Origin of the sequence: Shewanella maritima (genome assembly GCF_004295345.1) — a bacterium.
Classification (GTDB): Bacteria; Pseudomonadota; Gammaproteobacteria; order Enterobacterales; family Shewanellaceae; genus Shewanella; species Shewanella maritima.
Window position 1 is genome coordinate 3784795 of the sequence record NZ_CP036200.1, and the last position, 15169, is coordinate 3799963.

General features: G+C 46.6%; 8 protein-coding genes and 1 pseudogene. 7 read left to right on the forward strand and 2 right to left on the reverse strand.

Features of this window, described 5'->3' with window-relative positions; all coding sequences use genetic code 11:
- The first annotated feature begins 10 nt into the window (after positions 1–10).
- The 6 genes and pseudogenes from glgB (at position 11) to EXU30_RS16130 (ending at position 11926) form a co-directional block, all read left to right on the forward strand.
- Positions 11–2572: a 1,4-alpha-glucan branching protein GlgB gene (glgB, locus tag EXU30_RS16105; protein WP_130601723.1), complete on the forward strand. Its 2562-nt coding sequence runs from the start codon at positions 11–13 to the stop codon at positions 2570–2572.
- Entirely contained in the window at positions 2572–4827 is a 2256-nt protein-coding gene (gene glgX, locus EXU30_RS16110; protein ID WP_130601725.1) for a glycogen debranching protein GlgX, read from the forward strand. Before glgB ends, glgX begins: the two co-directional genes overlap by 1 nt.
- On the forward strand, positions 4824–7451 hold the full coding sequence (locus EXU30_RS16115) for a glycogen/starch/alpha-glucan phosphorylase (RefSeq protein ID WP_130601727.1): 2628 nt from the start codon (positions 4824–4826) through the stop codon (positions 7449–7451). Before glgX ends, EXU30_RS16115 begins: the two co-directional genes overlap by 4 nt.
- A 62-nt stretch (positions 7452–7513) precedes the next feature.
- Positions 7514–8778: pseudogene (gene glgC / locus EXU30_RS16120) on the forward strand (glucose-1-phosphate adenylyltransferase).
- 14 nt (positions 8779–8792) lie between these two features.
- Positions 8793–10583, forward strand: a complete 1791-nt coding sequence (locus tag EXU30_RS16125) for a glycogen synthase (RefSeq protein WP_130601729.1) — start codon at positions 8793–8795, stop codon at positions 10581–10583.
- A gap of 218 nt (positions 10584–10801) precedes the next feature.
- The gene (locus EXU30_RS16130) at positions 10802–11926 is read left to right on the forward strand and encodes an alcohol dehydrogenase family protein (protein WP_130601731.1); all 1125 of its coding nucleotides are present in this window, start codon (positions 10802–10804) and stop codon (positions 11924–11926) included.
- A gap of 76 nt (positions 11927–12002) precedes the next feature.
- Here EXU30_RS16130 and EXU30_RS16135 read toward each other — a convergent pair whose 3' ends face one another.
- Positions 12003–12950 carry an SDR family oxidoreductase gene (locus EXU30_RS16135; protein WP_130601733.1) on the reverse strand — a complete coding sequence of 316 codons (948 nt, stop codon included), beginning with the start codon at positions 12948–12950 and terminating at the stop codon, positions 12003–12005.
- Between the two features lie 324 nt (positions 12951–13274).
- Here EXU30_RS16135 and EXU30_RS16140 point away from each other — a divergent pair, with 324 nt between their 5' ends.
- Complete coding sequence (locus tag EXU30_RS16140) at positions 13275–14186, forward strand: AraC family transcriptional regulator (RefSeq protein ID WP_341274635.1); 912 nt, start codon at positions 13275–13277, stop codon at positions 14184–14186.
- Positions 14187–14216: 30 nt separating this feature from the next.
- Here EXU30_RS16140 and EXU30_RS16145 read toward each other — a convergent pair whose 3' ends face one another.
- Positions 14217–15125 carry a LysR family transcriptional regulator gene (locus EXU30_RS16145; protein ID WP_130601735.1) on the reverse strand — a complete coding sequence of 303 codons (909 nt, stop codon included), beginning with the start codon at positions 15123–15125 and terminating at the stop codon, positions 14217–14219.
- Between the last annotated feature and the right edge of the window lie 44 nt (positions 15126–15169).

A 15169-nucleotide genomic window follows, 5' to 3' on the forward strand; every position in this document is an offset into this window, starting at 1 on the left:
AATTAAACCTATGACGACTTCAATCACAGACGCTAGCGCCATCATCAATGAGCAATTTAATGATGTTTTTTCAGTGCTTGGTATGCACAAGAATGAGCAGAGCCAATCACTTATTGTGAATTGTTTTTTGCCAGGGGCAAGTCAGGTTGAAGTGATTGACTTAAAGAGTAACCGCAAGGTCGCTCAGCTAAACGCAGAAGACCAAACTGGCTACTTTAGCGGGGTGATCCCTAGGCGTAAAAATCCTTTTGCATATCAGTTGCGCGCGCAATACCCACATAGCCTTGAGTTGATTAACGACCCGTACCAATACCCAAGCCCATTATCTGAGCAAGACGTATATTTGTTTAATGAAGGTAGTCAGCTACAGGCATATCAGTTTCAAGGAGCGAATTGGCGTGAACTAGCAGCGGCAAATGGCGAGCATACTCACGGCGTGCATTTTTGTGTGTGGGCGCCCAATGCCAAGCGGGTTGCAGTTGTCGGCGATTTCAATTACTGGCATGGCGAGCGCCATATGATGCGTTTTCACCCTGCAAGTGGACTTTGGGATATCTTTATTCCCGAAGTTGAAGCTGGGCAACTATATAAATTTCAATTGATTAACCAACAAGGTGAATTGGTTGAAAAGGCTGACCCTTATGCCAAGGGCATGCAAGGCGCGCCAGGCAATGCTTCTGTGGTGCCACCAAAGGAAGCGTACCAATGGCAAGACGATGATTGGTTAGCTAAGCGCGCTGCAGTCGCATCTCATAAAAGCCCTATGTCGACCTACGAGGTGCATCTGGCATCGTGGCGCCGAGTCGGGGAGAACGGCGAGCAATATTATCAATATCAGCAACTAATTGATGAGCTGATCCCCTATGTGGTTGAAATTGGCTTTAGTCATATCCAATTGATGCCAATCAGTGAATATCCTTTTGATGGCTCGTGGGGCTATCAGCCTGTGGGGCTATTTGCACCAACTCAAAGAATGGGTGATGCGGTTGGTTTGAAAGCTTTTGTTGATGCTTGTCACGCCAATGATATTGCTGTTTTACTTGACTGGGTGCCTGCACATTTTCCGAAAGATCATCATGGTTTAGCACGCTTTGATGGTAGCTGTTTATACGAACATGCCGACCCAAGACAAGGCGAGCACCCAGATTGGGACACTTTGATCTTCAATTATGGCCGCGCTGAAGTGCAAAGCTTTTTGCTCAGTAATGCCCATTACTGGCTAAGTGAGTTTCACTTTGATGGCCTGCGTCTCGACGCCGTATCGTCCATGTTGTATCTAGATTACAGCCGCGAGCAAGGACAGTGGCTGCCAAATGAACATGGCGGACGTGAAAACCTCAGTGCGATAGCGTTTCTTAAACAGCTCAATAGCAGTATGCATCGAGAGTTTCCCGGCATTTGTATGATTGCCGAAGAGTCTACCGCCTGGGGCGGCGTGACTAAGCCTGTTAGCGATGATGGCTTAGGCTTTGGTTATAAGTGGAATATGGGCTGGATGAACGACACCTTGGGGTATTTACGCCGTGACCCGATTTATCGCCGTCATCACCATCACGAAATGACCTTTAGCTTGGTTTACGCCCATACTGAGCAGTTTATTTTATCGCTGAGTCACGACGAAGTTGTGCATGGTAAAGCGGCGCTAATTTCAAAAATTCCCGGTGATGATTGGCAAAAGTTTGCAACCTTGCGCGCCTATTATGGCTTTATGTGGTCGCATCCAGGCAAGCAACTGCTCTTTATGGGCGGCGAGTTTGCTCAGCGTGATGAGTGGAACCATAACTATTCCCTTGATTGGCATTTACTGCAATACGCGCCGCACCAAGGTGTGCAAGATTGGGTGCGCGACTTAAACGCTTTTTACCATCAGACACCGGCGCTGTTTGAAGCAGATTTTGAGCCTAGCGGTTTTCAGTGGCTAGATTGTCATAACGCCGATAATAGCGTGTTTGTGTACTTACGCTTTTGCGAGCAAAAACAAACTCATGTGCTGGTGGTCGTGAATATGACGCCGCAAGTACACCATGGATTTCGTGTAGGGCTACCCAATAATGAAGCCTATGTTGAGGTGCTTAATAGCGATGACAAACACTATGGTGGCAGTCATGTGGTCAATGAGCATACCGTTGAGCCTGAGGCGCAGCCCTGGCAAGAACAAGCGCAAAGCGCTTTGATTGGCGTGCCACCGCTGGGCTGCTGTTACTTGATCCCAGTTTCACAAACTCAGACGAGTAATCAAGAGGGGCAAGCCAACAGCGACAAGCAACCAACATCTGAGGTGAAGCCTGAAGCTATTTCCAAAACCGAGGCAACTAAAACCAAAGCCATTAAAACCAAAGCGACTAAAACCAAAGCCAATAAATCCAAAGATACTAAGACCAAAGATACTAAGACTAAGAGCACCAAGAGCACGACTAAGCCCAAAGCTGTTGCTACAGCAGCGTCTAAGTCTAAAACTGCTTCTAAAACTAACGCGGTAAACAAAACCAAGTCTACTTCTGCTAAAAGCAAAGCTAAAACTAACAGCAAAGCTAAAACTGCAGTTAAGCCTTCTAATGGTAAAGGCGCGTAATGAGCAGCGCAGCCGAGTACTCAAGCCTGCATCAGTGGACGCTAGTTGCGGGTAGCGCTTTTCCGCTTGGGGCCAATGTGGTTGAAGGTGGGGTTAATTTTTCACTGTTTTCAGCCAATGCTACCAAGGTCGTGCTATGCCTGTTTGACGCGCAGCATAACGAGGTGGCGCAGTTTAGTTTAAGCGCTAAAACTCGTCACATATGGCATGGCTGCATTTTGGGCGTGAGCGCAGGGCAACGTTATGGTTACCGAGTTTATGGTCCGTATCAGCCTGAGCTTGGTCATAGGTTTAATCATCACAAGTTGCTGCTAGACCCTTACGCCAAGCAATTTGATGGTGAGTTAGTGCATCATGAAGCGATATACGGTTATCGCTCGCGCACAGTAAAGGCGGACTTGAGTTTCAGTGAATTAGACAGTGCGCCCTATATGCCTAAGTGTGTGGTGGTCGATACCGCGCCGCTTAAAGACATCATTATTAAGCCAATAAAGCGCTCGCTGGCTAAGTCGATTATTTATGAAACCCACGTTAAAGGCTTTACTCAGACTTGCCCTAACGTACCAGAGCTAAAACGCGGTAAGTTTGCCGCACTGGGTGAGCCGGCAATTATTCAATACCTCACTGAGCTTGGGATTACAGCAATTGAGCTGCTGCCAGTACAGGCCTTTGCTGACGAGCCTTTTTTAATCGAGAAAGGGCTTAATAATTACTGGGGCTACAACACCTTAGGCTTTTTCGCGCCGCACCCAAGTTATTTAAGCCAAGCCGATATTGCTGAGTTTAGGCATGCGGTGTCGGCGCTGCATCAAGCGGGTATCGAGGTGATTTTAGATGTGGTTTACAACCATACTGCAGAGGGCAATGAGCTAGGGCCAACTTATAACTTTCGCGGCATAGATAACGCTAGTTATTACCGCTTAATGCCGAATGAGCCTAGAAAATACATTAACGATACCGGCTGTGGCAACACGCTAAATATCAATCACCCGCAAGTATTGATGATGGTGATGGACTCGCTGCGCTATTGGATTGAAGTGATGGGAGTAGACGGCTTTCGATTTGACCTTGCCAGTTGTCTTGGCCGCGAGGCCTATGGTTTTGACCCAGGCAGCGGCTTTTTTGATGCCCTGATGCAAGACCCTGTTTTATGTCAGGTGAAACTTATCGCTGAGCCTTGGGATATTGGTCCTGGCGGTTATCAGCTGGGCAACTACCCCATTGGTTTTAGTGAATGGAACGACAGATATCGCGATGTGATGCGCCGATTTTGGCGTGGTGATGATGCCATGTTGTCTGACTTTGCCAAGAGCTTTCATGGCTCCAGTGATGTGTTTGAGCATGGTGGTCGCGGCCCAAGCGCGAGTATTAATTTTATCACCAGTCACGATGGATTTACGCTACGTGATTTAGTGAGTTATCAACATAAGCACAATCAAGCTAATGGTGAGCAAAATCGCGATGGCCATCAAGAAAACTTCAGCTGTAACTATGGTGTCGAGGGTGACACATCTGACAGCACCATCAATCAAGTGCGTCAGCGACAGCAGCGCAACCTGTTAACCACCTTATTGTTATCTCAAGGCGTCCCTATGTTGCTGGCGGGTGACGAGGTGGGGCAAACCCAAAAGGGCAACAATAATGCGTATTGCCAAGATAACCCCAATGGCTGGTTTGATTGGCAAGCATGCGATGATGGCTTGCTGGCATTTACCAAGGCATTGATTGCACTACGTAAACGCTTCCCAATGTTGTGTCATCAGCAGTTTATTCATCAGCCCCACGCTGAGCTTGATAACGGCATGGTGTGGTTCAACCGCCAGGGCGACCCTATGAGTAAAGCGGCTTGGAGTGAGTATCACTGTAAAACATTGGCAGTGATGATCTGTGGTGATTTAGCTGAACAAGGCTCGATGCCAACACCTTGTAACGCTCAAGCGATTCTCATTTTGCTCAATGCAGATAACTGCCAACAAGACTTTCAGTTGCCACAACTCGCACATTTTGAGCATTGGCAGCGGGTACTCGATACCCAAGAAGATACCCCATGGCAAGGTGAGTTTGAGCTGTTTTCTACTCCAAAGCATTTAGTGACAAGCGCCTCTATTGCCGCTTCAGCTGCCGATAGTCAGCAAATCGATACCGCCAATCGCAAAACGCGCTATTTACCTAGTGACAGCACAGCCTCGCACTATCAACTGCAAGCACACAGTTTAATGATATTTCACAGTCATTTTTCAAGGAGAGAATCATGAGCTCTGCCAATACACCACCGTCTAGTAAACGCGCTAGTAATGCCGCTAGCAAAACATCCTCTACCGGTAAAACTGCTGCTAAGCGGACGACTAGAAACTCGAGTACTAAAACTTCAAGTACTAAAGCGACAACTAAATCTAGCACCTCAACTAAATCTAGCGCTGCAGCTAAGACCAAAGCCAAGACGAGCAAAGCACAGCCTGTTGCTACTGGGGTTGATCATGAGTCTTTAGCTTCAGGCGTAGCGCGGCAAATACGTTATGGATTGTGCTCAACCGAGAAAGATCAATCTCAGTTGTTTGACGCGCTAGCGTTAGCTCTTAAGGAGCAAATGCTTGATGAGTGGCGTGAAACCCGCCTAAAAGATAATGACTTTAAGCAAAAGCAAGTTGCTTACTTATCTTTAGAGTTTTTAATGGGGCGTGCCCTAGGCAATGCGCTGTTAAATCTTGATTTAACCGAGCAAGGCCGCCAAGTGTTGGCGCAATATGCCAGTGAATTAGAAGCGGTAGAAGAATATGAACATGATGCAGGCCTAGGTAATGGTGGGTTAGGGCGGTTAGCAGCGTGCTTCCTCGATAGCTGTGCCAGTTTAGATTTATCGGTTACTGGTTATGGTATTCGATACCAATACGGCATGTTTGCCCAAAAAATTGTCGATGGTTATCAAATCGAGCGTCCAGACTACTGGCTACGTGACGGTAACCCTTGGGAGGTGCGCCGCGCTCACCGTACAGTATCAGTGCCGTTTTTTGGTCATACCCATACATATGAAGACAATACTGGCCGTCGCCACCATGTGTGGCAAGCAGGGCAGACTGTGCTAGCCGTGCCTCACGACATGCCCATTCCCGGCTACCGTAATGGACGTATTAACACCTTAAGACTGTGGAAGGCTGAAGCGGATGACGATTTTAACTTAGCCGAGTTTAATGATGGGGATTACACCGAGTCTGTTGCTGCGAAAAACCTCGCTGAGCAAATCACCATGGTGCTGTATCCCAATGATGCTAGTGAGAATGGTAAGGAGCTAAGGTTACGCCAACAGTACTTTTTAAGCTCAGCGAGTCTGCAAGATTTAATCAACCGCCATTTGGATAAGTTTGGTAATGATTTCAGTCAGTTTAGCGCCAACAATGTTATTCAGTTAAATGACACTCACCCTAGTATCGCTGTGCCAGAATTGATGCGTTTATTAATGGATAAACACGGACTTGGCTGGGATGAAGCCTGGCAAATTACCAGCAGTAGCGTTGCCTATACCAATCACACACTGTTACCAGAGGCGTTAGAGCGTTGGAGTGTGCCTATGGTGGCACATATGCTGCCGCGGATTATGGAGATTATTTTTGAGATCAACGCCCGTTATCTCGAGCAGGTGGCACACCAATGGCCGGGCGATTGTCAAAAGTTGGCGCAAATGTCGATTATTGAAGAAGGGCCTGTGCAGCACATTCGTATGGCCTATCTTGCCATCGTTGCCAGCTTTTCGGTCAATGGCGTTGCAGCGCTGCACACTAAGCTACTTAAAGCCGGATTATTTAATGACTTTTACCAGCTTTGGCCTGAAAAATTTAATAACCGCACTAATGGTGTCACTCCAAGGCGCTGGCTAGCCTACTGCAATACGCAATTATCAACGCTGATTTCTAAGCGCCTTGGTGATGATTGGGTGACCGACTTATCAAAACTCGCCGCGCTAAATGCGTTTACCGCCGACCATCAGTTCGTCAAACAGTGGGCTGAAGTTAAACAGGCGAATAAGCAGGTCTTGGCTAACTTTGTTGAGCAAGAATGCGGGGTGAGTTTTGATGCCAAGATGATGTTTGATGTGCAGGTAAAGCGGATTCACGAATACAAGCGCCAGCTACTGAACATCATGCATGTTATCCATCTTTATCAGCGCATTTTGTCTGGCGATACTCAGGGTATGGTGCCGCGTTGTGTACTAATTGGCGGTAAAGCCGCGCCAGGCTATGCCATGGCCAAGCAAATTATCAAGCTGATCAACAATGTTGCCCATATGGTTAACTCTGACCCAGTTGTGACCCCTTATCTGCGCTTGGCATTTTTACCCAACTATAACGTTAGCGCCATGGAGAAAATCTGCCCTGGTACGGATTTATCTGAGCAAATCTCTACCGCAGGTAAAGAAGCATCCGGTACCGGCAACATGAAGTTTATGATGAATGGCGCATTGACCATAGGCACATTAGACGGTGCCAACGTGGAAATGATTGAAGAAGTAGGTGAAGAAAACTTCTTCCTATTTGGGCTGAAAGCCGACGAGGTTGAAGCCTTAAAACCTCACTATAACCCCAGCGAGATTATCGCGCGTAGCCAAGCGTTGCAGGGAGTGCTCAATATGCTTGAGGGCGGTCATTTCAATTTGGTTGAGCCAAATATTTTTGACGACATCATCAACGCAATTAAAGACCCCAATGATCAATGGATGCTCGCCGCAGACTTTGACGACTATTGCCGCGCCCAGCAGCAAGTCGCGAAAACCTATCAAAATCAATCCCAGTGGCAGCAAATGAGCATTCGTAATGCAGCGGCAAGCGGACGTTTTTCAAGTGATAACACCATTGAAGGCTACCGTGACCACATTTGGATGAAATAAGGCTTTATCGGATTTAGAAACAAGGACGTACCTGAAGTTTAAGGTTTAACTGGAGAGTGTATATGAATAATAGTGTTCGTTATATCAGTAACTTAACCCGTGATACCTATGCCATCATTCTCGCAGGTGGTCGCGGTTCACGCTTGCATGAGCTTACTGATTGGCGTGCTAAACCCGCGCTGTATTTTGGGGGTAAATTCCGCATTATCGACTTCCCACTATCTAATTGCATTAATTCGGGCATTCGCCGTGTTGGCGTGGTCACTCAGTACAAGTCTCACTCGCTTATTCGTCATGTGACGCGTGGTTGGGGCATTTTAAAAAGGAGCTTGGTGAGTCGGTAGAAATTCTACCAGCCTCGCAGCAAACTTCGGGTAATTGGTATGAAGGCACTGCCGATGCGGTATTTCAAAATATCGACATTATTCGCCATGAACTGCCTAAATACGTGATGATTTTATCGGGTGATCATGTGTATCGTATGGACTATGCAGGCTTGCTTGCCGCCCATGCCGAGTCTGGCGCAGATATGACGGTATGTTGCCTAGAAGCGGATATTCCTGAAGCCGCCGGCGCTTTTGGCGTGATGGAAGTAGATGAAGATAATCGCATTATCGGCTTTGAAGAAAAGCCCGAGCATCCGAAACATATGCCTAAAAACCCCGAGAAGTGTTTGGCGTCGATGGGTAACTATGTGTTCAATACTAAGTTCTTGTTTGATCAGCTAAAGAAAGATGCGGTGAATGAAAATTCAGAACGCGATTTTGGCAAAGATATCATTCCCAATATCATCAAAGACCACAATGTATTTGCTTACCCTTTTGCAAGCTCGCTCGATAGTGAGCCGCCTTATTGGCGTGATGTCGGAACGTTAGACTCGTTCTTCCAAGCAAATATGGAGCTGCTTTCCCCCACACCTGCGTTGAACCTATACGACGCTAAATGGCCGATTTGGACGTATCAGGAGCAGCTACCACCTGCTAAGTTTGTGTTCGATGATGAAGACCGCAGAGGCATGGCGGTGGACTCAATCGTTTCAGGTGGCTGTATTATTTCTGGCGCTAAAGTGAAGCGCAGCGTGCTATTTGATGAGGTGCGCGTGTGTTCATATTCGTTTGTAAAGGACGCGGTGTTGCTGCCTGATGTCGTGGTGCTGAAAAACTGCCGCATTAAGAATGCCATTATCGACCGTGGCTGCATTATCCCAGAGGGTATGGTCATTGGCTTTGACCCTGAACACGACCGCGCACGCGGCTTTAGGGTGTCAAAAGGCGGCGTTACCTTAGTGACGCGAAAAATGTTGGGTTTACCTGTGGGATACGAATAGGCGGTAGTGAGTTGATGGAGCAAAATATTAAAAACAATCAAAGTATTGAAGAAAAAAAAGTGATGTTAGTCGCCGCCGAAAATGGCGCCATAAATGGTGCGAAAGTCGGTGGCATGGCAGATGTTATTCGTGACTTACCGCCGGCATTAATTGAGCAAAATGTGCAAGCTGATGTCGCCATGCCTGACTATGGTTTTATTGCCAGCGATAATCAGGCGCAGTTTGTGGCAAATGTTGAGGTGCCATATGCCGGACGTATTGAGCTGGTTAAACTATATAAAATGCCTCGGCCGCAACTCCCTGCTTCTGCCTCGGCTGCTGAACATGATGCGCCGCAACCTCAGGTGTACATATTTAGCCACCCTTTGTTTAATCACCCTCAGCTCCGTCAAGGTCAGCGCAAGGTATACACTGAGTCACATTACCAGCGGCCATTTGCTGATGATGCAAATAAGTTTGCTCTGTTTTGTTTAAGTGTCGCCAGCGCGTTTAGGCACGGCCTGCTTGCTGACTATCAGGTGCTGCATCTTCATGATTGGCACACAGCAATGCTTGCTATGCTGCGCTCACAAGTAGATGAATTTGCCGTACTTAAAACCATGCGCTGCGTGTATACCATTCACAATTTAGCCATTCAAGGTGTCAGACCGTTCAGCCACGATGAATCATCGTTTTGTCACTGGTTTAAGCCTTGGTTTTCAGAGATTGATTTAACCAAAGCTCGTGAGCTTAAACTACTCGACCCAAGATACGATAACTGCATTAACCCAATGCGCATTGGCATCGCTCATAGTGATTGTGTACATATTGTGTCTCCAAGTTATGCCCAAGAAGTGACACGAGCATCAGACTCTCAACTTGGCTTCATAGGTGGTGAAGGCTTAGAGCAAGATCTAGTTGAAAAGCAGCATCAAGGCCAGCTTATCGGCATAATCAATGGCTGTTTTTATCATGATGCTTGTCCGTCAGTTGAGCAAAAGCGCGCGTACACCTCTGCTGACAACCGCCAGAGTTTGTTTAACCTTATTCAAGATGTGCTGATTGAATGGCAGGGCACGAAAGAGCAAGTGAGCGCCTGTGACTTTATAGCTGCCAACCGGCTTCGCCAATGGCAAAGGCAAGACGAGAATAAGCAAAGTAAATCTCCGTTAAACTTGTATCCACCAGGCTTAGTGATACCTCACACCTGGTTACTCACCTCGGTTGGCCGCTTAACCTCGCAAAAAGTTGCCTTGTTGTTATATCAGGTGACAGCCGAGCACAAGACGCTGGAGCTAATGTTGCTAAACCTTGAAATGCAGCATCCAAAAGCTAAGTTCATTCTGCTGGGGAGTGGAGATGCTGAGCTTGCTAAACAAATGCAACAGATAGCCGCAAAGCATGCCAATTTACTGTTTTTAAACGGTTACCATGAACTGCTATCTGAGCAGTTATACCAACAAGGTGAGCTATTTATTATGCCAAGCTCGTTTGAGCCATGCGGTATTAGCCAGATGCTCGCAATGAAGCAGTATCAGCCTTGTTTAGTCCATGCCGTTGGCGGCTTAAAAGATACGGTTATCGATAAGCAAACGGGTTGGCAATTTAGTGGTGACAATCCTCAGCAACAGGCCGAACAACTGCTGCGGGTATTCGATGAGTGCCTAGCAAGTTATGGTGACAATGACTGGCTAGCTATAAGAGAAAAAGCAGGAGAGCAGCGCTTTACCTGGCAGCAGGTGGCGATTGACTATTGTCAGCAGCTATATCGGTTTGAAGTGATAGCAGTTAGCGGGACTGAGCAGGTGGTGGCACATGATGCATAGCGTTAGCGTTGAGCAGAATTTGATGTAAGCAATAGTTAGGCAATTGCCAATAGTTTGAACTTGGGCAGCAATATTCGCATGTATTGCTGCCTTTTTAGTGGCTATTTAAGCTTGCTTGGGTAAAGTGTTTCCTCAGCATTAATTCTGCCCTGGTGCTAAGGTGATAAAACTTAGCGCAACTTCATTTCCCCCAACTCAAATACAGACCGGAGTCCAGTATGGAAACCATCCCAAATAACATGTCAGCTGTGCAATTACTCGGTCATGGCGGTGTGGAAAAGCTAGTGCTAAATCATCAAGTGCCTGTACCAACTATTAGCGCTAGTGATGTACTAATTAAAGTGGCTGCTGCTGGGGTTAATAATACCGACCTTAATACACGCAAAGCCTGGTACTCAAAATCTTATGTTGAAAGCGCTGAACTTAAAAACACTGAGGCCGAGAACATAGCGCCTGAATCTGAACCATCTGCTACCAATAGCAGCGATGCAAGCTGGTCTGGCGAGGCAATTCAATTTCCGCGAATTCAAGGCGCAGATGTTTGTGGCATTGTGGTAGCTGTTGGAGAGCAGGTCGATAAAAACTTGCTAGGGCGTAGAGTGCTAATTGAGCCCTGCGTGCAAGAAGCTAATGATGAAGTGCTGGCGTCGCCATGGTATTTCGGCTCAGAATGTGACGGTGGGTTTGCGCAATACACTAAAGTCGCGGCAAAGCATGCTTACCCTGTATCTAGTGAACTTAGCGATGTCGAACTTGCCTCGTTTCCGTGTTCATACTCGACTGCTGAAAACATGCTAACGCGCGTTAATGCAACAGAGCGCGATTTAGTGTTAATTAGCGGCGCATCTGGTGGTGTTGGCTCTGCGGCGATTCAGTTAGCCAAAGCGCGAGGCGCGAAAGTAATTGCGATTACAAGCAAGTCTAAGTTTGCCGAAATAACGGCTATTGGCGCAGATGTTGTACTAGATAGAAACGATGATCTTGCAAAAAAACTAGGGCAAAACAGCGTTGATGTGGTGATTGATTTAGTTGCGGGTGAGCAGTGGCCGCAATTTTTGCAAGTGCTTAAACCATTCGGGCGTTATGCCACATCGGGCGCAATTGCTGGACCGATAGTAGAGCTAGATGTGCGCACGCTTTATTTGAAAGACCTGAGCTTATTCGGTTGTACAATTTTAGCCAAGGATGTGTTTGCCAATCTCATTGCGCGTATTGAAGCTAAACAAATCAAGCCGTTAATTGCTAATCGCTTTGCTTTGTCTGAAATCGCTCAGGCGCAGCAAGAGTTTGAGTTGAAAAAGCACATTGGTAAGTTAGTTATCGACCTGTCGTTAAAGTTCTAACAACTGCACCGCCCGCCATTTGCCCAATAAAGCCGTGCTGCTATATAACGTACACGGCTTTATTTGTTTTTATAGCTTATAGCGCCCAATTAAATCCTGTTTGTTGTTCTGACAACTGCCACAGGGTTTGACATACCTGCTCATCATGAGCGAACGCTTCTAGTTTGCACTCGTCTACTGGGCCAACAAAGTACTGAAACCCAGTCGGACCATAGTAAGCACGCTGTTTTAAGCCTGTTTCGGTGGCGCACATTATTTCTGGATATGCACCTTTCTCTGCAGACTGCACAATGGGTAGCATCGCCATTATGCCAAAGATAATACGAGTAGCGCGGCTGGCTTTATCGTTGATCAACGAAGTCTTTGATGCGCCCGGATGACACACATAGACTTCAACACGCTTGCCTGCGTCTTTGATGCGGTTTTGTAATTCATAGGCAAACATCATCTGTGCCAATTTACTGTGGCAGTAAGTATGGTTAGGGTGATAATTTTTGTCCCAGTTCATATCGTCAAACTGCATGGTTTTTAACCCCATTTTGTAGCCTTCGCTACTCACCACGACAATGCGACCTTGTGACTCCTCGATGCGGTCAAACAGCAGTCCACATAATAAGAAGTGACCATAATGATTGACCCCAAGGTGGCTTTCAAAACCATCTTTCGTGAATTCTTGCTTGGCAACCTGTGCGATAGCGCCGTTACAAATTAGCGCGTCAATTTTCGCTGTGGATTGTAAAACCTGCTGTGCGGCCTTGTGCACAGATGCAAGCTCAGCAAGATCCATTTGCACAAAGCTAACATCGATATCATTGCCTAATTGCTGTTTGAGCGCTGCAATCGCTGCCGCTGATTTGCTTGCGTTGCGATTTAGCATCACAACTTTGGCACCTTTAGCTAATAAAATGCGTGATGCTTCAAAACCTGCACCTGTATTTGCGCCTGTGATCAAATAAGTCTTGCCAGCTAGTGAGCCGATTCGCTCAGGAGTCCAGCCTTTGTTACCAAAATATTTAGTCGTCATAGTTAACAATCCTCAAATTCGTTGTTCAAAACTGGAATGGACAAGTTAGCTTGTCGACTCCTTAGCTCTATCTGCTGCTCAATCGGGCAGTTATTTAGTACTATGCGTTAATGCTTGAGTTGTATTATATGTATCGTCGTGCGCATTAAATAGGCGAGTTTGTCGCTAAAATATGCCTATTTGTGTCAAGTTGGTGATAATTGTTTGGCGAACTTAACAGTTGGCGTTATAACTAGGGTGAAAGGTTAGCTTGCCTTGGTTAAGGTAAATCGTCGGCAAAATACTCGTGGGTAGTGATTTAGAATAGTGATTGAGGTCAGAGATATGGGCATGAGTCGAGAGCAGATCCAGCTACAAATTAAACAAATCATTGAGCGGCGGATGAGTGATGACGGTATTAAGCCAACCGGGATTTCCAGCGTTAATATGTTTAGGGTCACCAAATCAATGCGCTGCGCACCTGCCGTCTACGAGCCGACAATTGTTGCCATTGTTAGTGGCACCAAAGAGGCGATCCTTGATGGTCAACACTTTATTTACGGCAACAATCAATACTTGTGCTGCACTATGTCTATGCCAGTGGAAGCGGGCACACCACAAGCCTCAAATGAGAATCCACTGTTGGGTATATATATCACCTTAGATACCAAGCTGATGAGTGAGCTGGCAATTAAGTATGGCAATGTGACGGGCGTGAGCCGCGCGCGCCGTGCGTCAATGCAGCCCGCTGGATTGAATTTAGCAGCCTGGGACGAAAGTTTTAGCGAAGCTCTGCTGCGATTACTGCAACTTGATGAAAGCCCAGCTGATACTGCCATTTTAGCTGATAGTCGCTTACGCGAGTTGTATTACGCCGTGCTTAAAGGTGAAGCTGGCGCCTCTGCGATGCGAGCTTATGGCGCCGGTAATGAAATAGCACGTGCAATCGAATATCTATCGAGTCATTTAAGTGAATCCATCACTATTGATGATATAGCCTCCCAAATTGGTATGAGCCGCGCGGTATTTCATCGTAAGTTCAAGCAGGCAACTACTATGTCGCCAATTCAGTTTGTGAAATCCATGCGATTGAATGATGCCGCCATGAAAATAGCAGCAGGTATGACGGTTAACGAGGCCGCGCTTTGTGTGGGCTATGTAAGCTCATCACAATTTAGCCGCGAGTTTAAGCGTATGTATGGTCAGTCGCCAAAACAGTGGGGCGCGAATAAAGACTTACTTGAACAGGCGGTTTAACACTTATGTTTTTTACCATTCAACCTAACTTTAATTATACGTCAGCTTGTCTTTAAAGAAGCTTTTACGCTGCTTAATAAATTCGATAAACAACTTGGCTTTCTGCGGTAAGTGTTTGCGGTTTGGATACAGTAAATAAGCGATCGGGGAGAGTTTATCCCAGTTTGGGAGTAGCGTAATAAGCTCGCCTGATTCGAGATATCGCTTGGTTAATGACACGGGCAAGTAACTAATACCAAGGTTTGCTAGTGTGTAAGTCACAGATACATCGAGGTCGTCTGACAGTAAATCGGCATCAGCTTGATGGCTGTAGCTTTCATTAGCCTGACTGAACTGCCAGGGCAAGATATAGCCGTCAACATGATTACGAATACTTGGGTGTTTAATCAAATCAACAGGGTGCTTTGGTGCTTGATTCTGATCCAGATAGGCTTTGCTGGCAGTGAGTTCATAGTCAACAGCTGTCAGCGGCAACGCGATTAAGGATGAGTCTTTTAGCTCGCCGATACGAAACGCAAAATCCACACGGCTTTTGGTGAGATCTTGTATTCGGTTTGCCGCTTCTAGCTCTAATTTTATTCCTGGGTATAAGCTCCTAAACTCTGCAAGCAATGGCGCGAGCAAGTGCTGACAAAAAGAGCGCGGCGCAGATATATGTAGTTTACCCATGGGCTGATTAGCAAAGGCTTCGGCATCGGTTTGCAGCTCTTTGATGGTATCTTGAATAAGCATAGCTTTTGGTAAAACTTGCTCACCCAATTCTGTCAGCGACAATGCTCTGGTAGTGCGATTAAGTAATTTTCCGCCAAGCTCAGCTTCAAGCTGCTGGATTTTACGGCTTACCGTGGTTGTTGGTAGTTGTAGCTGTCTTGCTGCCTCTGCAAAGCTCTTTAGCTCAACCACTTTGGCAAACAGTGGCAATCCATCAAATTCCTTCATCTTTATTACCTTATTGCTTAGCGCTTAGTGGTCAATTGTTTGTG